The sequence below is a fragment of the Rhodobacter sp. P2_H5 genome (assembly GCF_056403335.1).
This window is the reverse complement of record NZ_JBFUFS010000014.1, coordinates 21701-43530: the sequence shown is the minus strand read 5'-3', so window position 1 is coordinate 43530 and position 21830 is coordinate 21701. Positions and strand designations below refer to the sequence as shown.

At 65.6% G+C, this 21830-nt stretch carries 19 protein-coding genes and 2 riboswitches; of the genes, 10 read left to right on the top strand and 9 right to left on the bottom strand.

The genetic code is table 11. The annotated features are described in order from the left end of the window. Nucleotides 1–122 precede the first annotated feature (122 nt). Nucleotides 123–211, top strand: a riboswitch (glycine riboswitch). A 170-nt stretch (nt 212–381) separates the two neighbouring features. The 3 genes from gcvT (at nt 382) to gcvP (ending at nt 4830) form a co-directional block, all read left to right on the top strand. Continuing rightward, nucleotides 382–1518 carry a glycine cleavage system aminomethyltransferase GcvT gene (gene gcvT, locus AC1DVR_RS17250; RefSeq protein ID WP_478001840.1) on the top strand — a complete coding sequence of 379 codons (1137 nt, stop codon included), beginning with the start codon at nt 382–384 and terminating at the stop codon, nt 1516–1518. Between the two features lie 9 nt (nt 1519–1527). Then, nucleotides 1528–1887 carry a glycine cleavage system protein GcvH gene (gene gcvH / locus AC1DVR_RS17245; protein ID WP_478001839.1) on the top strand — a complete coding sequence of 120 codons (360 nt, stop codon included), beginning with the start codon at nt 1528–1530 and terminating at the stop codon, nt 1885–1887. A gap of 102 nt (nt 1888–1989) precedes the next feature. Further along, on the top strand, nt 1990–4830 hold the full coding sequence (gene gcvP / locus AC1DVR_RS17240; protein ID WP_478001838.1) for an aminomethyl-transferring glycine dehydrogenase: 2841 nt from the start codon (nt 1990–1992) through the stop codon (nt 4828–4830). A 269-nt stretch (nt 4831–5099) separates the two neighbouring features. Here gcvP and gltX read toward each other — a convergent pair whose 3' ends face one another. Continuing rightward, nucleotides 5100–6437: a glutamate--tRNA ligase gene (gltX, locus tag AC1DVR_RS17235; protein ID WP_478001837.1), complete on the bottom strand. Its 1338-nt coding sequence runs from the start codon at nt 6435–6437 to the stop codon at nt 5100–5102. A gap of 168 nt (nt 6438–6605) precedes the next feature. On the opposite strand from gltX, the gene AC1DVR_RS17230 reads away from it, so the two are divergent. The 3 genes from AC1DVR_RS17230 to AC1DVR_RS17220 all read left to right on the top strand — a co-directional run bounded on the left by AC1DVR_RS17230 (nt 6606) and on the right by AC1DVR_RS17220 (nt 8644). Next, nucleotides 6606–7016 (top strand): metallopeptidase family protein, encoded by a 411-nt coding sequence (locus AC1DVR_RS17230; protein ID WP_478001836.1) that lies wholly within the window; start codon nt 6606–6608, stop codon nt 7014–7016. Between the two features lie 91 nt (nt 7017–7107). Continuing rightward, the gene (locus AC1DVR_RS17225; RefSeq protein ID WP_478001835.1) at nt 7108–7674 is read left to right on the top strand and encodes a hypothetical protein; all 567 of its coding nucleotides are present in this window, start codon (nt 7108–7110) and stop codon (nt 7672–7674) included. Nucleotides 7675–7684: 10 nt separating this feature from the next. After that, nucleotides 7685–8644 carry a 1-phosphofructokinase family hexose kinase gene (locus tag AC1DVR_RS17220; RefSeq protein WP_478001834.1) on the top strand — a complete coding sequence of 320 codons (960 nt, stop codon included), beginning with the start codon at nt 7685–7687 and terminating at the stop codon, nt 8642–8644. A gap of 174 nt (nt 8645–8818) precedes the next feature. Here AC1DVR_RS17220 and AC1DVR_RS17215 read toward each other — a convergent pair whose 3' ends face one another. Next, the gene (locus tag AC1DVR_RS17215) at nt 8819–9136 is read right to left on the bottom strand and encodes a YnfA family protein (protein WP_478001833.1); all 318 of its coding nucleotides are present in this window, start codon (nt 9134–9136) and stop codon (nt 8819–8821) included. 7 nt (nt 9137–9143) lie between these two features. Next, a complete protein-coding gene (locus AC1DVR_RS17210) occupies nt 9144–10802 on the bottom strand; it encodes an NAD+ synthase (protein WP_478001832.1) in 1659 nt (552 codons plus the stop codon). Nucleotides 10803–10959: 157 nt separating this feature from the next. Between AC1DVR_RS17210 and AC1DVR_RS17205 the strand changes: the two genes are divergently transcribed. After that, the gene (locus AC1DVR_RS17205) at nt 10960–12396 is read left to right on the top strand and encodes a 2-isopropylmalate synthase (protein WP_478001831.1); all 1437 of its coding nucleotides are present in this window, start codon (nt 10960–10962) and stop codon (nt 12394–12396) included. 115 nt (nt 12397–12511) lie between these two features. Here AC1DVR_RS17205 and trpB read toward each other — a convergent pair whose 3' ends face one another. From trpB to AC1DVR_RS17175, 6 genes are all read right to left on the bottom strand, one after another. Continuing rightward, nucleotides 12512–13744 carry a tryptophan synthase subunit beta gene (gene trpB / locus AC1DVR_RS17200; RefSeq protein ID WP_478001830.1) on the bottom strand — a complete coding sequence of 411 codons (1233 nt, stop codon included), beginning with the start codon at nt 13742–13744 and terminating at the stop codon, nt 12512–12514. 246 nt (nt 13745–13990) lie between these two features. Next, nucleotides 13991–14629 (bottom strand): phosphoribosylanthranilate isomerase, encoded by a 639-nt coding sequence (locus tag AC1DVR_RS17195; RefSeq protein ID WP_478001829.1) that lies wholly within the window; start codon nt 14627–14629, stop codon nt 13991–13993. Continuing rightward, nucleotides 14629–14988, bottom strand: coding sequence for a LapA family protein (locus tag AC1DVR_RS17190; RefSeq protein WP_478001828.1), 360 nt, complete (start codon nt 14986–14988; stop codon nt 14629–14631). Before AC1DVR_RS17190 ends, AC1DVR_RS17195 begins: the two co-directional genes overlap by 1 nt. 75 nt (nt 14989–15063) lie before the next feature. Then, complete coding sequence (gene ihfB, locus AC1DVR_RS17185; protein WP_478001827.1) at nt 15064–15348, bottom strand: integration host factor subunit beta; 285 nt, start codon at nt 15346–15348, stop codon at nt 15064–15066. A 183-nt stretch (nt 15349–15531) separates the two neighbouring features. Next, the gene (gene rpsA, locus AC1DVR_RS17180; RefSeq protein ID WP_478001826.1) at nt 15532–17250 is read right to left on the bottom strand and encodes a 30S ribosomal protein S1; all 1719 of its coding nucleotides are present in this window, start codon (nt 17248–17250) and stop codon (nt 15532–15534) included. Nucleotides 17251–17410: 160 nt separating this feature from the next. Next, a complete protein-coding gene (locus AC1DVR_RS17175; protein ID WP_478001825.1) occupies nt 17411–18514 on the bottom strand; it encodes a YihY/virulence factor BrkB family protein in 1104 nt (367 codons plus the stop codon). A 136-nt stretch (nt 18515–18650) separates the two neighbouring features. Here AC1DVR_RS17175 and ybeY point away from each other — a divergent pair, with 136 nt between their 5' ends. Genes ybeY through lnt form a run of 3 tightly spaced genes read left to right on the top strand, consistent with a single transcriptional unit; the run spans nt 18651 to nt 21746 of the window. Next, nucleotides 18651–19154, top strand: coding sequence for an rRNA maturation RNase YbeY (gene ybeY, locus AC1DVR_RS17170; protein WP_478001824.1), 504 nt, complete (start codon nt 18651–18653; stop codon nt 19152–19154). A 40-nt stretch (nt 19155–19194) separates the two neighbouring features. After that, nucleotides 19195–20247: a hemolysin family protein gene (locus tag AC1DVR_RS17165; protein WP_478001823.1), complete on the top strand. Its 1053-nt coding sequence runs from the start codon at nt 19195–19197 to the stop codon at nt 20245–20247. Beyond that, nucleotides 20247–21746 carry an apolipoprotein N-acyltransferase gene (gene lnt, locus AC1DVR_RS17160; RefSeq protein ID WP_478001822.1) on the top strand — a complete coding sequence of 500 codons (1500 nt, stop codon included), beginning with the start codon at nt 20247–20249 and terminating at the stop codon, nt 21744–21746. The genes AC1DVR_RS17165 and lnt overlap by 1 nt, the downstream gene beginning before the upstream one ends. Before the next feature lie 33 nt (nt 21747–21779). Next, nucleotides 21780–21828: riboswitch (SAM-SAH riboswitch) on the top strand. The last annotated feature ends 2 nt before the right edge of the window (nt 21829–21830 follow it).

Sequence of the window (21830 nt, the reverse complement as noted above, 5' to 3'; positions counted from 1 at the left end):
TCAAGCGGACCCGCCCAAATCTTGCGCAGCATTGCCGCGGTGGATCAAGCACTCGCGGGGCAAGGTTTCGGGGCCGCCACTTTCCCTCTTGCCAAATCCGACGCTTCACGCCTATTTTCCGACAGTCAGGTTCGGGAGAATCCAGCCCCGCGCTGGTGCCGAAGGAGCAACCGCCCCGGTAAACTCTCAGGCAAAAGAACCGTCCTGACCACGGAACTCTGGAGAGTGGTGTTCGCACCCGCCGAAGGGATAACGATCTCAGGCGCCTTGGCCCCCAAAGGGACCGCTGGCAAGGACAGAGGGGGCATCGGGGGGCAGGGATCAGCCTGCCTCGAACGGTGCCGGCATGCGATTTTCCGGCGGAAGAATTGGGGGTTCGGCTTGTCCGACGAAACTCTGCACGCGCCTTTGCAGCGCCTGTGTCTGCATGACCTGCATGTGGCCCTGGGCGCGCGGATGGTGCCCTTTGCCGGCTACGAGATGCCGGTGCAATACCCGGCCGGGGTGATGAAGGAACACCTGCACACCCGCGCCGCCGCCGGCCTCTTTGATGTCAGCCACATGGGCCAGGTCATCCTGAAGCCGAAGAAAAGCCTGGCCGATCTGGCGCTTGGGCTGGAGGCGCTGATTCCGGTCGATGTGCTGGATCTGCCCATCGGCCGTCAGCGTTACGGCATGTTCACCGATGCGGCGGGGGGGATCCTCGATGATCTGATGTTCGCCAACCGTGGCGATCACCTCTTCGTCGTGGTCAACGCCTCCTGCAAGGTGGCCGACATCGCCCATATGAAAGCCAACCTCGCCGCCGTGGCCGAGGTCAAGCCCATCACCGACCGCGCCCTTCTGGCGCTGCAAGGCCCCTTGGCCGAGACCGCCTTCGCCCGCCTCGTGCCGGGCGCCGCAGCGATGCGCTTCATGGACATGGCGTTTCTTGACTGGAACGGGGTCGAGCTTTGGGTCTCGCGCTCGGGCTATACCGGCGAGGATGGCTATGAAATCTCGGTGCCTGAGGCGCAGGCCCAGGCCCTGGCCGAGGCCCTGCTGGACCAGCCCGAGGTTCAGCCCATCGGCCTTGGCGCGCGCGACAGCCTGCGGCTCGAAGCCGGGCTTTGCCTTTACGGCCATGACCTTGACCGCACGACCACGCCGGTCATGGGCAATTTGACCTGGGCCATATCGAAGGCGCGGCGTGCCAGCGGCAGCCGCCCCGGCGGCTTTCCCGGCGCCTCGCAGATCCTGCACGAACTCGCCGTCGGCCCCGACCGCCTGCGCATCGGCCTGCGGCCGGAGGGACGCGCCCCGATGCGCGAGGGGACCGAACTCTATGCCGGCTCCACCCTGGTCGGCAAGGTCACCTCGGGTGGCTTCGGCCCCTCAGTCGCAGCGCCCGTGGCCATGGGCTATGTGGCGATCGCCCATGCCAAAGAGGGCACCCGCCTTGAAGCGGAATTGCGCGGCAAGCGTCTGCCTGTCACCATATGCGCCATGCCCTTCCACCCTACTTCCTACAAACGCTGAGGACTGAAGATGAAATACACCAAGGAACACGAATGGCTGCGTGTTGAAGGCGATCTGGTCGTCGTCGGCATCACCGAACATGCCGCCGCCCAGCTCGGCGACGTGGTCTTCGTTGAACTGCCCGAGATCGAGACCGTGGTGGCCGAAGGCGACGAGGTCTGCGTGATCGAGAGCGTGAAAGCCGCCTCGGACATCCTGGCCCCGCTGGACGGCGAGATCGTCGCGGTGAACGAAAAGCTGGTCGATGCCCCGGCCCTGGTGAACGAGGACCCGACCGGTGCGGCCTGGTTCTTCAAGATGAAGATTGATGACCTCAGCGTCCTCGACGATTTCATGGACGAGGACGAATACAACGACCTGATCGGCTGACCCAAACCCGAATTTTCTGCGAAAATTCACCGCCGCCCGTCACGTCCTTGAATTTTCGCAGAAAATTCGGGGCGCTCGGCGCTTTGCATCCAGGAGTCTGGCATGACCTTCACGCCCATCGACTACAATCCCTACGACTTCGCCAACCGCCGCCACATCGGCCCCTCCCCCGCCGAGATGGCGGAGATGCTGGAAGCCGTGGGCACCCCCACGCTCGAGACGCTGATCGACGAGACCATCCCCCCCTCGATCCGCCAGCGCACGTCCCTCGGCTGGGCGCCGCTCTCCGAGCAGGACCTCCTGGCGCGGATGCGGGCGGTGGCATCGCGCAACAAGGTGATGACCTCGCTGATCGGCCAGGGCTATTACGGCACCGTCACCCCGCCGGCGATCCAGCGCAACATCCTGGAAAATCCGGCCTGGTACACGGCTTACACCCCCTACCAGCCCGAAATCGCCCAAGGCCGGCTCGAGGCTTTGCTGAACTACCAGACCATGGTTTGCGACCTCACCGGCCTCGACATCGCCAATGCGAGCCTCTTGGACGAGGCCACCGCCGCCGCCGAAGCCATGACCATGGCCGAGCGTTGCGCCAATTCCAAAGCCCGCGCTTTCTTTGTCGATGAAAACTGCCATCCCCAGACCATCGGCGTGATCCGGACCCGCGCCCTGCCCCTGGGGATCGAGGTCATCGTGGGTGCTCCCGAAGCCATGGACGCGGCACGGGTCTTTGGCGGAATTTTCCAATATCCCGGCACCTTTGGCGAGGTACGCGACTTCACCCCCGAGATTGCCGCCCTACATGCCAAGGGGGCGATTGCCGTGGTGGCGACCGACCTTCTGGCGCTGACCCTGCTCAAGGAACCGGGGGCCATGGGGGCGGATATCGCGGTCGGCTCCAGCCAGCGTTTTGGCGTGCCGATGGGCTACGGCGGCCCGCATGCCGCCTTCTTTGCCTGCGCCGATGCCCTGAAACGGCAGATGCCGGGGCGGATCGTCGGGGTCTCGATCGACTCGCGCGGGAACAAGGCCTACCGGCTGGCGCTGCAGACGCGCGAGCAGCATATCCGGCGCGAGAAGGCCACCTCCAACGTCTGCACGGCGCAGGCGCTTCTGGCGGTAATGGCTTCAATGTACGCGGTTTTTCATGGGCCGAAGGGCCTGCGCGCCATTGGCGAGCGGGTGCATTTTCGTGCCAACCGGCTGGCCCGCGCCTTGATGGCGGCAGGGGCGAAGGTGACGCCCAAGGCGTTTTTCGACACGATCACCGTCGAGGTGGGCGTGGGGCAAGCCGGGATCCTGGCTGCCGCCCGGGCCGAGGGGCTGAACTTCCGCAAGATCGGGGCCGACCGGGTCGGGATCTCGCTGGATGAGACGACGGACGAGCAGGTCCTGATCCGCATCCTGCGCACCTTCGGCATCGAAGGCGTGCCGCCGCACCGCGCGGAACTGTCCTTTCCGGAGGAGCTTCTGCGCAGCTCCACCTACCTCAACCATCCGATTTTCCACATGAATCGGGCGGAATCCGAGATGATGCGCTACATGCGCCGCCTGTCGGACCGCGACCTGGCGCTGGACCGGGCGATGATCCCGCTCGGGTCCTGCACGATGAAGCTGAATGCTGCAGCCGAAATGGCCGCCATCACCTGGCCCGAGTTCGCCAATATCCACCCTTTCGTGCCGCTGGATCAGGCGGCGGGTTATGCCGAGGCGATCTCGGATCTTACCGAAAAGCTATGTGACATAACAGGTTACGATGCCTTTTCGATGCAGCCCAACTCGGGCGCGCAGGGAGAATATGCCGGCCTCATGACCATCCTCGCCTATCACCGGGCGCGGGGCGATCATCACCGGAAGGTTTGCCTGATCCCGGTTTCCGCCCATGGCACCAACCCGGCGAGCGCGCAGATGGCGGGGATGCAGGTGGTGGTGGTCAAATCCTCGCCCAATGGCGATGTGGATCTGGAGGATTTCCGCGCCAAGGCCGAGGCTGCGGGCGACAAGCTCGCGGCCTGCATGGTCACCTATCCCTCCACCCATGGCGTCTTTGAGGAAACGATCCGCGACATCTGCGCCATCACCCATGAATTCGGCGGCCAGGTCTATCTGGACGGGGCCAATATGAATGCGATGGTGGGTCTGGTGCGGCCCGGCGAAATTGGCAGCGATGTCAGCCACTTGAACCTGCACAAGACCTTCGCCATCCCGCATGGCGGTGGCGGGCCGGGCATGGGGCCGATCGGGGTGAAAGCGCATCTGGCACCCTATCTGCCGGGCCATCTGCACACCGGCGGCACCGAGGGCCCGGTGAGTGCAGCGCCTTATGGGTCTGCCTCTATCTTGCTGATTTCATGGGCCTATTGCCTGATGATGGGTGGAGAGGGCATCACCCAGGCGACGCGGGTCGCGATCCTGAACGCCAATTACATCGCAGCCCGGCTGAAAGGGGCCTTTCCGGTCCTGTTCATGGGTAACAAGGGGCGGGTGGCGCATGAATGCATTCTCGACACGCGGCCCTTTGCGGAAGCCGGGGTGACGGTGGATGACATTGCCAAGCGGCTGATCGACAACGGCTTTCATGCGCCGACGATGAGTTGGCCGGTGTCGGGCACGCTGATGGTAGAGCCCACGGAATCCGAGACAAAGGCGGAAATAGACCGGTTTATCAATGCCTTGCTGGCGATCCGGGCCGAGATTTCCGATGTCGAGCGCGGCGATATTTCGGCGGAGGATTCCCCCCTGCGCCATGCGCCGCATACGGTGGAGGACCTGGTAGCGGACTGGACGCGGAAATATCCGCGCGAGCAGGGCTGCTTCCCGCCGGGCGCCTTCCGGGTCGACAAATACTGGCCTCCGGTCGGACGCGTCGACAACGTCTGGGGCGACCGGAACCTGCAATGCACCTGCCCGCCGCTGGAAAGCTACGCCGAGGCGGCCGAATAGGGCAAGGGCTTGGGAACGCGGCGTTAATCGAGCGAGGGGAGGCGGGTTCAAGGGTCTTGAACCCGTCTTCTTTCTGTCTTCCTTGCGTCTCTACGCGCGGGGAGGTTGGAAGGCGTTAACTGGTCTTTCCGAATCGCGGGCAGGATACGATTTTTCGTCGAAAAATCGGGTTTCCCCTGGGCGATTTTTCGCAGAAAAATCGGGGGCCAGGTCACGATTTTTCTGCGAAAAATCAGGGCCCGGCTTACGGGCCCTGGGGGAGCGCAGGATCAGTTCCCGGCTTTGATCACTTGCAACAGCGGCATGACATCGGCCATTTCGGGGCCGGTGTCGCGGCCGGTCAGGGCGCGGCGCAAGGGGCGGTAGAGGCCCTTGCCCTTGCGGCCCGTGGCGGCCTTCACCGTCTCGGTCCAGTCGTGCCAGGTGCTTTGCGTCCAGGGCCGCGGCGGCAGCATGGCCACGGCATCGGCGACGAAGGTCGCATCCTCGACATCGACCAGGGGTTCGGCGCCGTCGCGGAACAGGTGCCACCAGCCTTCCAGATCGGACAGAAGGGTGATGTTCTCGCGCGCGACCTTCCAGAAATGCTCGGCCAGGTCATCGGGAACCCCGATGGCGCGGATCTGGTCGGCCACCGCCGCATAGGGCAGCGACTGGTTGTAATGGCGGGTCAGCGGCAGAAGATCCTCGGCGTCGAACTTGGTGGGCGCCGCGCCGAAGCTGCCGACGTCGAAGCCGTCGATCAGGTCCTGCATCGTGTGGGCCAGTTCGACCGGCTTGGAGGAGCCGAGCCGCGCCATCAGGCTCAGCAGCGCCATCGCCTGGATGCCGCGCGCCCGCAGGTCGCGCAGCGCCAGCACGCCGAGACGTTTGGACAGTTCCTCGCCCTGCGCGCCGGTCAGGAGCGAGTGGTGTGCAAACTCGGGCGGGGTGCCGCCCATCGCCTTCATGATCTGGATCTGCGTCGCGGTATTGGTCACATGGTCGGCGCCGCGCACGATATTGGTCACCCCCATGTCGATGTCATCGACCGAGGAGGCGAAGGTATAAAGGATCTGGCCATCGGCGCGGATCAGCACCGGGTCCGAGACCGAAGCCGCGTCGATCGAGATCGGCCCCAGGATGCCGTCGTTCCACTCGATCCGTTCCAGATCGAGCTTGAAGCGCCAGTAGCCCTCGCGCCCCTCGGCGCGGTAGGCGGCCTTTTCGGCCTCGGTCAGGTGCAGGGAGGCGCGGTCATAGACCGGCGGCTTGCCCATGTTGAGCTGCTTTTTGCGTTTCAGGTCCAGTTCAACCGGGGTCTCGAAACATTCGTAGAAGCGGCCGGCGGCCTTCAGCTGTTCGGCCGCTTCGCGGTAGCGGTCAAAGCGCAGGGATTGCCGTTCGTTGCGGTCCCAAGTCAGGCCGAGCCAGGTCAGGTCGGTCTTGATGCCTTCGGAATACTCTTCCTTCGAGCGTTCCTGATCCGTATCGTCCAGCCGCAGGATGAAGGTGCCGCCCGATTGTCGGGCGATCAGGTAGTTCATCAAGGCGGTGCGCAGATTGCCCACATGGATGAAGCCGGTGGGCGAAGGGGCGAAACGGGTCACGGTCGGGCGCTGGGTCATGAGAACCTCCTGAAAGCGATCTTTCCCTGTCACGAGTGGCGGCAAATGTCCAGTTGGGCCGGCGCCGGCGCATCACCTTTGCGTGGCGCGGCCCCGCCATGCCGCTTCCTTCTGCAAGGTGACGCATTCGCCCCTTGCCGCCGCGCGCGGAGCCCTTAAATCGGAACCATGACACGCGTTCCCTCCTCCGCCATTGCGCCCGACGGGCAGATGATCCTCGATCTCGCGCAAGCCGCGCTGGAGGATCTGCCCGAGCCCTACCGCCTGGCCGCCCGCGAGGTCGCGCTGCGGATCGAGGATTTCGCCGATGAGGACCTGCTCGAGGCCCTGGGCATCGCCGATCCGTTCGAGCTGACCGGGCTTTACGATGGCGTGCCCCTGACCGAGAAGGATCTGTCGTCGCCCGCGCTGGAGAATGACCAGATCTTCCTGTTCCGCCGCCCCATTCTAGAAGAATGGGTCGAACGCGGCAATGTCTCGCTGGAAGAGCTGGTCACCCATGTCGTGGTCCACGAACTGGCGCATCACTTCGGCTGGACCGACGCCGAGATCGCCAAGATCGATCCCTGGTGGGAATAACAGGCTTTCCTCTTGGCCTCGGGGCTTTTTTTTCGCTAACTAGGCGGAGAAGACCCGAAGAGAAGGCAAGCCCAAGGTGATGCTCAGGACTTTGCTACCCACAGTGCTTGCGGCGGTCATGGCCTTCGCGCCGCCGGTCTTCGCCGGGCCGATCGCCGATGCGGCCAAGGCGATCGAGGGCAAGCTGGGCGATGGCGACCCGGCGGGGGCGCTCCTGGCGGCGGGGGATCTTTTCGCCCAGGTCTGGGATCACAATGCGACGATCGGCTTCACCCAGGCGACGCTGGTCGCCGAGAATGCCACCGGCTATGGGGTCTACAACCCGCGCCCGACCAACATGTTCAAGAAGGGCGAGCCGATCCTGATCTATTGCGAGCCCTATGGCTTCGCCTATGGCGCGCCGGGCGAGGGGCTCTATTCGGTCAATTTCTTCATCGACCTGCAGATCCTGGATGCTTCGGGCAACCAAATGGCCAATGCGCCGAATGCCACCGAATACAACATGACCTCGCGCCATCAGAACCGCGAGGTGCAGGCCAATATCACCTATTCGCTGGATGGCATCCAGCCAGGGCATTACACGCTGGTCACCACGCTGCGCGACAAGAACTCGCAGAAGGCCGGCAGTTTCCAGACCGCGATCGAGATCACCAAGTAAGGGTGCCGTGATGTCTCCTGCTTCAGCGCAGACCCCGATTGTCACCCTGACGCTGAACCCGGCGCTGGATATGTCGAGCGAGGTGCCCGCTCTCATCCCCGACCAGAAGCTGCGCTGCACCGAGCCCTTGCTGGACCCGGGCGGAGGGGGTCTCAATGTCAGCCGGGCGATAGCGGCTTTGGGCGGCGAGAGCCTGGCGCTGGTCGCCCTAGGCGGATTGACCGGCGACAGGCTGGCCGGGCTGATCCGGGCCGAGGGCGTGCCCTTTCTGGCCCTGACCGCCCCGGGCGAGACGCGCCAGAGCCTGACCGTGACCGAGCTCAGCACCGGCCACCAGTACCGCTTCATGTTGCCCGGCCCGGTCTGGGCCGAGGCGGATCAGGAGCGCGTCTTCACCCTGTTGCGCGCCTCGGCGCGGCCCGGCGCCTTTGGCGTGATCTCGGGTAGCCAGCCGCCCGGCGTGCCGGTGGATTTCCCCGCCCGGCTGGCACGCGCAATGCCGGGGCTGAATGTGGTGCTGGACACTTCGGGCCCGGCCTTGCACGAGGCCGTGGCGCGTCCGATCCCCGGCCTTGCCATCCTGCGGATGGACGGCGCCGAGGCCGAGGCGCTGGCCGGCAGGGTGCTGGACCACCGCAAGGCCTCGGCCGATTTCGCCGAAACGCTGGTCAAGGCGGGGGTGGCCCGGATGGTGATCGTGGCGCGCGGCGCCGAAGGCTCGGTCCTCGTCGATGGCGCGCGGCGGATCTTCACCACCGCCGCCAAGGTCAAGGTCAAGTCCACCGTCGGCGCCGGGGACAGTTTCGTGGCCGGCCTGATCCTCAGCCTCGCAAGGGGCGAGCCGCCCGAGAAAGCCCTCGCCATGGCCGCAGCCAGCGCCTCCGCCGCCGTGACCACCGACGCGACCCAGCTCTGCCATCTTGACGATGTGATCCGACTTTTGCCGGAATGCCGGGTCAGCCCGGTGTAATCCTGCAGCCGGGGGGCGCTCGGCGGACCCGGCGGGGGGACTTCGCGTCCCCCCGCGTCGCAGCGTCTCCGCTGCTCCGTCCCCCCTGCGGGATATTTACAGACCAATGAAAGGGGAAGAGCGACCCTGCCCTTTCATTTTGGTCCAAATATCCCCGCCGGAGGCTCTGCCCTTTCAGCCGCGCGGCAGGAACAGGATCACCGCCACGCCAGCCAAGGCCAAGGCACCGCCGCCCAGATCGGCGCGGTCGGGGCGCACGCCTTCGATCAGCCAGAGCCAGAGCAGCGAGGCCACGATGTAGATGCCGCCATAGGCCGCATAAGAGCGCCCGGCATGGGCGGGCGGGGTCAGGGCCAGAAGCCAGGCGAAGGCCGCGAGGGACAGAGCGCCGGGCAGCAGCCAGAGGGCGGAGGCGCCGCGCCACCAGATCCAGACCGTAAAGCAGCCGGCGATTTCGGCGAGCGCCGCCAGGGCGTAGAGGGCGAGGCTCACCGCCGCCTCACGACGGGTCGCGCCAGCGGTTGGCGATCGGATATCGGCGGTCGAGCCAGAAGGCCTTGTTTGTCAGCCGCGTGCCCGGGGCCGACTGGAAGCGCTTGTATTCCGAGATATAGAGCAGGTGCTCGATCCGCTTGACGGTCGCCTGTTCATAGCCGCGGGCGACGATCTGGGCCACGGAAAGCTCTTCCTCGACCAGACCGTGCAGGATGGCGTCCAAGACCGGATAGGGCGGCAGGGAGTCCTCGTCCTTCTGGTTCTCGCGCAGTTCGGCGCTTGGCGGTTTGTCGATGACGCGGGGCGGGATCACCTCGCCTGCTGGCCCCATCATCCAGGGGCGGTGGTTGGCGTTGCGCCAGCGGCAGCTGTCGAAGACCCGGGTTTTATAAAGGTCCTTCAGCGGGTTATAGCCGCCGTTCATGTCGCCATAGATCGTGCAATAGCCGACCGCCATTTCCGACTTGTTGCCGGTGGTCAGAAGCATCTCGCCGAACTTGTTGGACAGCGCCATCAGGAGAAGCCCGCGCAGGCGGGACTGGATATTCTCCTCCGTCACGCCAGCCTCGGTGCCGGCGAACAGCGGGCCCAAAGCGTCGCCCACCGCGGCCTGCGGGCCGGAGATCGGGACGGTGTCGAGCCGCGTCCCAAGGGCCTTGGCCACGGCCGCGGCATCTTCCAGCGAATGCGGCGAGGTGAAGCGCGAGGGCAGCATCACGCAGCGCACATTGTCAGCGCCCAGGGCGTCGGCGGCGATGGCCGCGACAATCGCCGAATCGACCCCGCCCGACAGGCCGAGCAGCACCTTGCCGAAGCCGGTCTTGCGGCAATAGTCGCGCAGGGACAGGACCATGGCATGGTAATCCGCCTCTTGGGCCGAGGGCAGCAGGTCCATCCGGCCGGGCTTGGCGCGCCAGCCCTCGGGCGTCTCGATGAAATCGACATGTTCGACGCAAGCCTCGAACTGCGGCAGCTGGGTCGCCAGCACACCGCCGGGGTTCAGCACGAAGGAGGCGCCGTCGAAGACCTGATCATCCTGCCCGCCGATCATGTTGAGATAGACCAGCGGCAGGCCGGTTTCGACCACGCGGGCCACCATCAGGTTGGTGCGCACCTCGGGCTTGCCACGGTGATAGGGCGAGCCATTGGGGACGAAGAGGATCTCGGCCCCGGTCTCGGCCAGGGTCTCGGCTACGTCATTGTGCCAGGCATCCTCGCAGATCGGGATGCCGAGGCGGATCGGCCCCATCGGGATCGGGCCGGAAATATCCGCCGGGGTGAAGAGGCGCTTTTCGTCGAAGACCCCGTCATTGGGCAATTCGTGCTTCAGCACGGTGGCCGCGATCCGCCCGCCCTTCAGGATGTGATAGGCGTTAAAGAGCTTGCCGTCTTTCAGCGCCGGGCCACCGATGCCCAGGGCCGGGCCATCGGCGCAGTCGTCGGCGAGGATCGCCAGCCGGTCGAGTGCCGCCTCGGCGAAGGCGCGCTTCATGATCAGGTCCTGGGTCTGATAGCCTGTGATGAACATCTCGGTCAGGGCGACCATGTCGGCGCCGGCGGCCTTGCCGGTCTTCCAGGCCTCCAGCGCCAGGGCGGCATTGGCCTCCAAGGCACCCACGGTCGGGTTGGCTTGCACCAGTGTCAGACGGAAGGTCGCTTGCATCGGTCTCTCCATGTTCTTCCCGGTTCTAGCAGGTTGTCGCGCGGGGAAAAGCCCGGGGATCACGCTCTTGGCGCCTGACGGGGTTGTGATCTGCAAGACTTGTCAGGTCCGGGACCGGGGGCTAGGGTTCGCGCCGGTGGCGGTTGGGGAGAATGCGATGGTGTTGCGCAGCGGAATGGCGGTTCTGGGTCTGGCGGCGGGCCTCGCCGCGGCGCCGGTGGCGGCGTTTGCGCAGGAGGTCGTCTCCAAGCAGTACAGCGACGGCTCGATCTATGAAGGCACCTTCAAGAACGGGCGGCAGGACGGCACCGGCACCTACAAGCTGCCCAATGGCTATGAATATTCCGGCCAATGGGTCGATGGCGAGATCAAGGGCCAGGGCACGGCGCATTACCCCAATGGCTCGGCCTATGTCGGCACCTTCGCCAAGGGCCATCCCGAGGGCAAGGGCAAGATCACCTTCGCCGATGGCAGCACCTATGAGGGCGACTGGAAGGGTGGTGCGATGACCGGCACGGCCAAGGCGACCTATGCCGGGGGCGCGACCTATGTCGGCGGCTTTGTCGATGGCAAGCGCCAGGGCAAGGGGGTGATGACCGATGCCAATGGCACGACCTACGAGGGCGACTGGGTCGCGGGCGAGAAAGAGGGCCAGGGCAAGATCACCAGCCCCGATGGCACGACCTATGAGGGCAGCTTCAAGGCGGGCCTGCGGGCCGGGAAAGGCAAGCTCGTCATGCCCGATGGCGTCAGCTACGACGGGGCATGGGCCGCGGGCCAGATCAACGGCGAGGGCCTGCTGAAACAGGCCAATGGCGACAGTTACAAGGGCGCCTTCAAGGACGGCAAGCGCGACGGCAAGGGCATGGTGACCTATGCCAATGGCGATGTCTACGAGGGCGACTTCAAGGCCGATCTGCGCGAGGGCCAGGGCAGCTTTACCGCCAAGGACGGCTCCTCCTACACCGGCACCTGGGTTGCGGGCCGCCGCGAGGGCGCGGGCAAGATGACCTATCCCGATCGCGCGGTCTATGAGGGCAATTTCAAGGCCGACCTGCCCGATGGCACGGGCAAGATCACCTATGCCGATGGCACGACCTATGACGGCGCCTGGGTGGCGGGCGTCATCGCCGGCAAGGGCCGGGCAACCTATGCCAATGGCCAGGCCTACGAGGGCGATTTCGTCGCCGGCAAGCCCGAGGGCAGCGGGACGATGACCTATGCCGATGGCTACACATACTCCGGCAGCTGGAAGGCCGGCGAACGCGAGGGCGAAGGGGTGGCAACCTATGCCGATGGCACGGTCTACAACGGCCATTTCACCGCCGGCCTGCGCGACGGCAAGGGCAGTCTGAAGGCCAAGGACGGTTTCAGCTATGACGGCGACTGGAAGGCCGGGGTGATCGAGGGGACGGGGATTGCCACCTATCCCGGCGGCGCGGTCTACGAAGGCGCTTTCGTGGCGGGCCAGCGCGAGGGGCAAGGCAAGCTCACCTACCGCAAGGACCAGATCAGCGAAGGGGTCTGGAAACACGGCATCCTGATCGCCCCGCCCGAGGCCCCTGCCCCGGCGGCGACCGCTCCGGCCAACTGAACCTGCGCGCGCGCGGCGCACGGCGCACGATTTTTCTGCGAAAAATCAGGACACGATTTTTCGACGAAAAACCGGGGCGCCGGGGGCGGTTCGTGGCGCCCCCGGCCCGGAGGGCTCAGACCTTCATGTCAAAGCCGAGGTGCTTGGCCACGGTGAAGATGTCTTTGTCGCCGCGACCGCACATGTTCATCACGATGATATGGTCTTTCGGCAGGGTCGGCGCGATCTTCATCACATGGGCCAGGGCGTGCGACGGCTCCAGCGCCGGGATGATGCCTTCGAGCTTGCAGGACAGCTGGAAGGCCTCCAGCGCCTCGGCATCGGTGATCGAGACATATTTCGCCCTGCCGATGTCGTGGAGCCAGGAATGCTCCGGCCCGATGCCGGGGTAGTCGAGACCCGCGGAGATCGAGAAACCTTCGAGGATCTGGCCATCCGGATCCTGCAGCAGATAGGTGCGGTTGCCGTGCAGGACGCCGGGGCGGCCGCCGGTCAGCGAGGCGCAGTGCTGCATCCGGTCGTCGACGCCCTTGCCGCCGGCCTCGACCCCGATGATGTTGACCGAAGGGTCATCGAGGAAGGGGAAGAACAGGCCCATGGCGTTCGACCCGCCGCCGATCGCCGCGACCAGCGTGTCGGGCAGACGGCCCTCGCCCTCCTGCTCGGCCAGCTGCCAGCGGACTTCCTTGCCGATGATCGACTGGAAATCGCGTACCATCGCCGGATAGGGATGCGGGCCAGCCACGGTGCCGATGCAATAGAAAGTGTCGCGCACATTGGTGACCCAGTCGCGCAGAGCGTCGTTCATGGCGTCCTTGAGCGTGCCACGGCCGGAGGTGACCGGGATCACCTCGGCCCCCAGAAGCCGCATCCGGAAGACGTTGGGCGCCTGACGTTCGACATCATGCGCGCCCATGTAGACCACGCATTTCAGCCCGAACTTGGCGCAGACCGTGGCGGTGGCCACGCCGTGCTGGCCTGCCCCCGTCTCGGCGATGATCCTTGTCTTGCCCATGCGGCGGGCGAGAATGATCTGCCCCAGCACATTGTTGATCTTGTGCGCCCCGGTGTGGTTCAACTCGTCGCGCTTCATGTAGACCTTGGCGCCGCCAAGATGCTCGGTCAGCCGCGAGGCGAAATACAGGGGCGAGGGCCGGCCGACGTAATGCTTCCAGAGGTCGTCCATCTCGGCCCAGAACAAAGGGTCGGTCTTGGCGAATTCATAGCGCTCCTCCAGGTCGAGGATCAGCGGCATCAGCGTCTCGGACACAAAGCGCCCGCCAAAGAGGCCGAAGCGGCCGTGCTCGTCCGGGCCGGTCATGAAAGAATTCGGATTGTCCTTGGCCATGGCCTGTCTCCCTCAACGCTTGTTGCCATCTTACCTAGCGCCTTGCAGGGGGCGAGGAAAGGGGGGCTGTCTGCCCCCCTCGCGCTGCGCGCTCACCCCCCGAGAGTATTTGGGCAAAGCGCAAAGGAAAGAAGAGGCCACTACGACTTGCGCTTTGCCCAAATACTCCCGCCGGAGGCAGGCCTGAGCCGGTTGGCCGCAGGCCAGAGGCGAGGACAAGGCTTGCGCCGCAGGCGCGCTATTGGATCAGCCGGCAGCGTCGACGAAGGCGGCAATCCGGGTGTGGTCCTTGATGCCGGGCGCCGATTCCACGCCGGAGGAGACGTCGACCTGTCGGGCATTGGTCAGGCGCACCGCCTCGGCCACGTTGTCCGGGGTCAGGCCGCCGGCCAGCATCCAGGGGCGCAGCCAGCGGCGCTGGGCCACGAGGCGCCAGTCGAAGGTCAATCCGTTGCCGCCCGGCAGCGCCGCGTTGCGGGGCGGTTTGGCGTCGATCAGCAGTTGGTCGGACACCAGCGCATAATCGAGGATCGCGGCCAGATCATCCTCATCCGCGACACCCACCGCCTTCATCACCGGCAGGCCATAGCGGGCGCGCACTTCGGCCACCCGCTCGGGGCTTTCGTGGCCGTGGAGCTGCAGCATGTCCAGGGGCATCGCCTCGACCAGCTGATCGAGGAAGGCATCCGTCGCATCGACCGTCAGCGCCACCTTGGCGAGGCCGGGCGGGGCTGCGAGTGCCAGGGGACGGGCCTCCTCCAGGGTCAGGTGGCGCGGGGATTTGGCGAAGAAGACGAAGCCGGCATAGGCCGCGCCGGCCGCAGCCACGGCAGCCACATCCGCCTCGGTCCGCAGACCGCAGATCTTGACGCGGATCTCTCCCATCATTGTGCCTTGGGGCGTTCCAGGATCGCCAGAACCGGGTCCTCGGGCAGGGAATGCTGGTCCTTCATCGCGGCCAGTTCGCGTTCCAGCTTCGAGACCACCTTGGTCTGGACCCGGGCCACCTTGCGGTGCTTGTGCTCGCGCAGCCATTCCCAGATGAAGCCCAGCGCCAGGCCGACCACCGCGCCCAGGCCCAGCACCACGAAGACCGGCACGTCGATCCGCCCCTGCCAGCCCAGCAGCACTGCGAGGTCGTCGGGCAAAAGGCTCAGCGTCACCGGCGTGCGATTGGCCAGCGCCAGGACCAGAAGGACCAGCGTCAGAACGAACAGCAGGAAATATCGCAGATATCGGCTCATGCCCGCACCTTCGGATCAGGGGTTGTCCCGTCCTGTATCACCGTCTTGGCGCGGGCTTGCAAGCTTGGAGCCGCCTCAGGCCTTGCCGTTGAGCCGGTCACGCAAGAGTTTGCCGGTCTTGAAGAAGGGAACCTTCTTGTCCTCGACCTTGACCGCCTCGCCCGTGCGAGGGTTGCGGCCCACGCGGGCGTCGCGCGCCTTGACCGAGAAAGCGCCAAACCCGCGCAGTTCGACCCGGTCGCCGTTGGCCAGCGCGGTTATGATCTCGTCAAAGACCGTCTGCACGACTTTTTCGGCCACCTTTTGCGACAGATCGGGATTCGCATCCGCAATCTTCTGGATCAGTTCCGAACGGATCATCCGACACCCCCCTCGCGGTCACCCCAGCCCTGTTCCGGGCCGTTTGATGCCGCTGTTGTTCACATTGATCGTGACTGTAACGAAAATTCCGCCCCGCACAAATGAAATTGATCTGCAAAAACAGCCGACAAGCAAAAGGCCCCACCTTTCGGCGGGGCCTTTCATCACCTGCGGTGACTTAGATCAGCTCCGGTCGCCTTTCAGCGCGGCGCCGAGGATGTCGCCCAGCGAAGCGCCCGAATCGGAGGAGCCATACTGTTCGACGGCTTCTTTCTCTTCGGCGATCTCGCGGGCCTTGATCGACAGGCCCAGACGACGGGTCTTCGGGTCGATGTTGGTGACGCGGACGTCGATCTTGTCGCCGACCGAGAAACGCTCGGGGCGTTGGTCGCCACGGTCACGGCTCAGGTCCGAGCGGCGGATGAACGACTTGGCGCCGTTGTAATCCACCTCGATGCCACCCTCTTCGATCGCGGAGACCGCAACCGTGATGATGGAACCGCGCTTCACGCCGTCAACGGCGTCGGTGAAGCTGTCATCGCCCAGCGCCTTGATGGAGAGCGAGATGCGCTCCTTCTCGACGTCGACTTCGGTGACCGAGGCCTTGACGGTGTCGCCCTTGCGATAGTTCGCAATGGCATCTTCGCCGCGCTGGTCCCAGGACAGGTCCGAAAGGTGGACCATGCCGTCGATGTCGCCGTCCAGACCCACGAACAGACCGAATTCGGTGATGTTCTTGACTTCGCCTTCGATGACGGAGCCGACCGGGTGGTTCTCGACGAAGACTTCCCACGGGTTGCGCTGGGTCTGCTTGAGGCCCAGGGAAACGCGACGCTTGGCGCTGTCGATTTCCAGCACCATGACTTCGACTTCCTGAGAGGTCGAGACGATCTTGCCGGGGTGCACGTTCTTCTTGGTCCAGGACATTTCCGAGACGTGAACCAGGCCTTCAACACCGGCTTCCAGCTCAACAAATGCGCCGTAATCGGTGATGTTGGTGACACGGCCCTTGTGGACCGAACCCAGCGGGTAGGCTTTCTCGACGGCATCCCACGGATCGGACTGCAGCTGCTTCATGCCCAGCGAGATACGGTGGGTTTCCTTGTTGATCTTGATGACTTGGACCTTAACGGTCTCACCAATGGCAAGGATTTCCGACGGGTGGTTGACGCGGCGCCAGGCCATGTCGGTGACGTGCAGCAGGCCGTCAACGCCGCCGAGGTCCACGAACGCACCGTATTCGGTGATGTTCTTGACCACGCCGTCAACGGTTTGACCTTCGTGCAGGTTGCCGATGACTTCGGCACGCTGTTCGGCACGCGATTCTTCAAGGATCGCACGACGCGAGACAACGATGTTGCCGCGACGACGGTCCATCTTCAGGATCTGGAAGGGCTGCTTCATGCCCATCAGCGGGCCGGCGTCACGCACCGGGCGGACGTCAACTTGGCTGCCGGGAAGGAAGGCAACGGCACCGCCGAGGTCGACCGTGAAGCCGCCCTTGACGCGGCCGAAGATCGCGCCGTCGACGCGGGTCTCGGTGGCGTAGGCTTTTTCCAGACGGTCCCAGGCTTCTTCGCGGCGAGCTTTCTCACGCGAGATCTGGGCTTCGCCACGGGCATTCTCGACGCGGTCCAGATAGACCTCGACTTCATCGCCGACTTTGAGCGAGACGTCTTCGCCGGGATTAGCGAATTCTTTCAGATCGATGCGGCCTTCCATCTTGTAGCCGACGTCGATGATGGCTTGGCCCGCTTCGATCGCGATGACCCGGCCTTTGACAACCGTGCCCTCTTCGGGCGTGTCGATTTCAAAGCTTTCCTTCAACAGGGCTTCGAAGTCTTCCATAGTGTTTTTAGCGCACATGCAGTCGTTATCCTTTTCACTCATTTTACTGGCCATGCGGTTGGCTCCGCCGGTCTTGCTCAATGCCAACAGGGCCGGGAGAATGCCCGACCCTGCCTAAGCTCGCGCCGCTTTACCCTCTGGGGCGCGTTATGTCCAGTATATTAAGGGCCGGAAGGGTCTCGCGCGACCCTTGGCGCAGTCTCTGGGGCTGGCCCTAGCGCGAGGCGTTGGCGGGCGCTGCTGCCGGGCCCTTCTTGTTGGCGGCGACCGACTGGCGGTCCAGCTCGGCGTTCAGTTCGGCGCCGATCAGAACCAGCGCCGCCGAAAGCCACATCCAGGTCATCAGGGCGATCACCGCGCCCAGGGCACCATAGGTCTGGTTATAGGTGCCGAGGTTCTGCACATACCAGTTGAACAGAAGCGAGAAGCCAAGCAGCCCGGTCGCCGCCAGCACCGCCCCCGGGGTGATCCAGCGCCACCGGGCATCGGGGCGGTTCGGGGCAAAGCGGTAGGCCACCGCCAGAAAACCCAGCATGATCACGAAGATCGCCGGCCAGCGCCCGAGCAGAATCAGGTTTTCCGACAAGGCGCCGAGCCAGATCATCTCCAGAAACCGCGGCAGAAGGGCCACCGCGCTGACCAGCATCAGCCCGGTGGCAATCGTCCCCAGGGTGGCCACCAGCGACAGCGCGCTCATCCGCAGGAAGCTGCGGGTCTCGGCCACGCCATAGGCGACGTTGAGCGCCTCGATCAGGGCCTTGGTGCCGCCATTGGCCGACCAGAGCGCCAAGGCCAGCGCCAGAACCAGCGCCCAGGAGAGTTTGGCCGGCCCCGCCGCCGTGATCGCCTTGGCCTGATCGATCAGGATCAGCGCCGCGTCATGCGGCAGAAGCGCGGTCAGGCTGCCAAGGTTCTGCGCGACCTGTTGCGTGTCGGCGAAAAGGCCGAAGATCGAGACGAAAGCCGTCAGGCCGGGGAACAGCGCCAGAAGGCAGAAGAAGGTCAGGCCGCCCGCCACGCTCAGCACGCGGTCCTTGCTGACCTCTTCCCAGAGCCTGCGTGTCGTGAACCAGACGCCCGCCCCATCCAGCTTGGGATCGCCCGGCTGCACAAGCCCGCCATGCGGCGGGCCATCCAGCTGCAACCGCCCCCGGGGCGAGGCGGCGACAAGGCTCGGCTGCGGCTTTTCGATCAGGCGGTTGAACGCCCAAAGGGCCGTGCCGACCACGAGGGCCTTGACCACAAGCTGCCCGACCCCGCCGCCGGGCCGGGTCACGGTGCGCACGCGGGTCACCCGGATTGCCCTGCCCTGCTCCATAGTCATCCCCCACAGCTCGCCACCGGGAGGGAACGCCAGCGCGCGGCAAAGGTTCCCTGCCTCGCGCCAGAACGCACCCGCCCCGATTCGCCGCTCCCATCTTCCCCTTTGCGCCCCGAAAGGCTATCAGCCGCGCATGGAAAACCTTGTTGACCTCGTTCTTGAAGATGACCGCTGGCAGGCCTTCGGGCTGGAGGCACTGGCCACCCGTGCGGCCACAGCCACTCTGACAGCGCTTGAACTCCCGCTGAACGAATACACGATCTGCGTCATGGGCTGCGATGACGCCCGCATCGCCACGCTCAACGCCGAGTTCCGCGGCAAGCCCACGCCGACCAATGTGCTGTCCTGGCCGACCGAGGATCTTTCCCCCGAGGATGAGGGCGACGAGCCCTTCCTGCCCGGCGAGGGCGACCCTGCGGACCCCGAATCCCTCGGCGACATAGCGCTTGCCTGGGAAACCTGCGCCCGCGAGGCGGAGGAGGCGGAAAAGCCCATGGCCGATCATGTGACCCATCTGGTCATTCACGGCCTGTTACATTGCCTCGGTTATGATCACGTCCGTGAGGGCGATGCCGCCCGCATGGAAGGGTTGGAGGTACGGATACTTGCATCTTTGGGCCTTCCTGACCCATATTAGATCGCAACCCTCTCGCAGGGCCACTCTGGACACAGGACCAATGGGCAGTAGCACCGAAGGACCGGCCTCATCTTCGCCGGCCGCAACCGATACGAAATCTTCCGACCAACTCAATTCGGAGGCCGACAAGCCTCCGCAGCTTGGGCTTCTGGGACGCCTGTTCAAACGCACGGCTCCCGCGCCGGTGACGCAGGACGCCAGCCCCCCGGTCGTGCAGGTCGTGGCCACCCATGGGATGAGCAATCTGCGGCGGCTGCGCGTCGATGACGTGGCGATCCCGAAGGTCGATATCGTCGCCGTCTCCTTGGACATCGGCAAGGACGATCTGGTCGCGGTGTTCCGCGAACATGGCTTCTCGCGCCTGCCGGTCTACAAGGGCACGCTGGACAGCCCGCAGGGTCTGATCCTTTTGAAGGATCTCGCGCTGCAGCACGGCTTTGGCCCCGGCGGCCGCTTCTCGCTGCGCAAACTGCTGCGCCCGATCCTTTATGCACCGCCCTCGATGCCGGTCGGCGTGTTGTTGCAGAAGATGCAGCGCGAGCGGGTCCATATGGCGCTGGTCATCGACGAATATGGCGGGGTCGACGGGCTGGTCACCATCGAGGACCTGATCGAAACCGTGATCGGCGAGATCGAGGATGAACATGACGAGGCCGAGGATACCCTCTGGAAAGAGGAAAAGCCCGGCGTTTTCCTCGCGCAAGCCACCGCCCCGCTGGAGGAATTCGAGCCTGCCATCGGCGTGACGCTGCGCACCACCGAGGAAGATCAGGAGATCGACACCCTAGGCGGCCTCGTGATGATCCGCACCGGGCGGATGCCCGCGCGGGGCGAGATCGTGCCGCATGAAAGCGGTGTGGAGTTCGAGGTCGTCGATGCCGATGCCCGCCGGATCAAGCGCCTGCGCGTCCGCCTGCCCGGCGCGGTTTCCGCCGCCGCGGCAGCCGAGGTCGTCGAACGCGCCGCCGAGAAAGCCGCCGCCGACAAGGCGGCCGCTGATCGCGCCGCCTTGAAGGCCGTCGCCGCGGATTGGGCCGGCGTGCGCAAAGAGGCCGAACCGCAGGCCGACGACGCCGTGGCCAAGGCACCCTGATGCGGCAGAGCCTGCCTGGCTGGCGGCGCGGCCTCGGGGTCGTGGCGCTGGGTGCCTTGATGGCCTTGGGGCTGGTGCCCTTTGGCCTGTGGTGGCTGGCATTGGCGGCGCTGGCTTTGGTGATCCGGCTGGCGCTTGCGGCCTCGCCCGGGCAGGCCGCCTGGATCGGCTGGCTCGCGGGCCTGGGCTATTTCGGCGCCGGGCTGACCTGGATCGTCGAGCCCTTCATGGTCGATGCCGCGACCTATGGCTGGATGGCGCCCTTTGCCCTGGTCTTCATGGCGGCGGGTCTGTCGCTGTTCTGGGCGGCGGGCTTCGGCCTTGGCGCCCTGCTGCCGCGCCGTGCCCCCGGCCTTGTGGCGGGCCTGACCGCGATGGAGTTTCTGCGCGGCTATATCCTGACCGGCTTTCCCTGGGCCCTGCCCGGCCATATCTGGATCGACACCCCGGTGGCGCAGGTCGATGCGCTGACAGGCCCCTTCGGCCTGACCCTGCTGACGCTTTGCGCTGCGGCTCTGGCGAGCCGGCTGACCCTGCGCGGCGCGGCCGGCGGCGTGGCGCTGGTTGCGGCGGGCTGGGCCTATGGGCTTTGGGCGCTGGCGCAACCGGCGCCGCCCGCGCCGGGCGTGACCCTGCGGCTGGTGCAGCCCGATGCGCCGCAGGATGCCAAATGGGACCCCGACCACGCGCAGACCTTCTTCGACCGGCTGATGACGCTGACCGCGGCGCCTTCCACCGCGCAGCCTCCGGTCAAGCCCGATCTGGTGATCTGGCCCGAAACCGCCCTGCCCTATCTGATCGAGGACGCGCCCGAACTGCCCGCGATGATCGCCGCCGCAGGCCATGGCGCGCCGGTCGTGGTGGGCTTGCAGCGGGTCGAACGGTCGGGCGAGGATATCCGCGGCTTCAACAGCCTAAAGGTCTTTGGCCCGGGCGGGGTGGAGATTGCGACCTATGACAAGCACCATCTGGTGCCCTTCGGCGAGTATATCCCGCTCGGCGACCTCGCCTATGACTGGTTCGGCATCAGCGCCTTTGCGGCGCGGGCGGGGCGGGCCTATACGGCGGGCCCGGGGCCCAAGGTGCTGGACCTCGGGGCCAAGCTTGGCAAGGTCCTGCCGCTGATCTGCTACGAGGCGGTGTTTCCCCAGGATCTGCGGGTGGCCGAGCGCGCCGGATGGATCCTGCAGATCACCAATGACGCCTGGTTCGGCACCTTCTCCGGCCCGTTCCAGCATGCCGCCCAGTCGCGGCTGCGCGCCATCGAGCAGGGCCTGCCCCTCGCCCGCGCCGCCAACACCGGTGTCACCGAGATGATCGACGCGCGCGGCCGCATCGTGGCCGCCCTGCCCTTCGGCACCCAGGGCGCGCTGGACGTGGCGCTGCCCGGCGCCCTGCCCGCCCCGCCCTATGCCCGCTGGGGCGAGATTCCGGCCCTTCTGTTGCTGGCAGCCCTCGCCCTTCTGGCGATACGCCGACAATCCTCCCCTTCCGCTTGACGCCCCCGGCCAATCGGTCTAGCCCTTCGCACCGAACTGTCACAACGGCTTCCTGGCGTGACAGGGATCATCAAACGGAGCACT